The organism is Gordonia sp. DT30, assembly GCF_049844915.1.
Classification (GTDB): domain Bacteria; phylum Actinomycetota; class Actinomycetes; order Mycobacteriales; family Mycobacteriaceae; genus Gordonia.
The window spans coordinates 1-255 of the sequence record NZ_JBNCLY010000115.1 but is presented as its reverse complement, the minus strand read 5'-3'; the positions used below and the strand labels follow the sequence as shown (position 1 = coordinate 255).

The following is a 255-nucleotide window of genomic DNA, read 5'->3' as shown; positions in this document are numbered from 1 at the left end:
ACATCCATCCGCACCGTCACATCACCCACACGAGCGGACGGCATCTGCGCCGCACCCTCAGACGCCGCATCCGACGCGGCATCCGACCGTTGCGCGACCTCCGGATCGGCCGCCTCACGCCCATGAGTCCCGCCGGCCCGCTCACCCCCACCGTCACGATCGGCCAGCCCACCCGGCTGGTCGTCACCGAGTCCGTGCTCCGGCCACGCGGGCTCCCGCGCATGCCCATCCCCCTCGAACGGCCGCGCCGACCCA

Annotated in this window: 1 protein-coding gene; it reads right to left on the bottom strand. The window is 73.3% G+C overall.

The features are described from left to right. Nucleotides 1-255: hypothetical protein (locus ACLQ3C_RS21680; RefSeq protein ID WP_425707142.1), on the bottom strand; the 255-nt coding region annotated here is incomplete at both ends.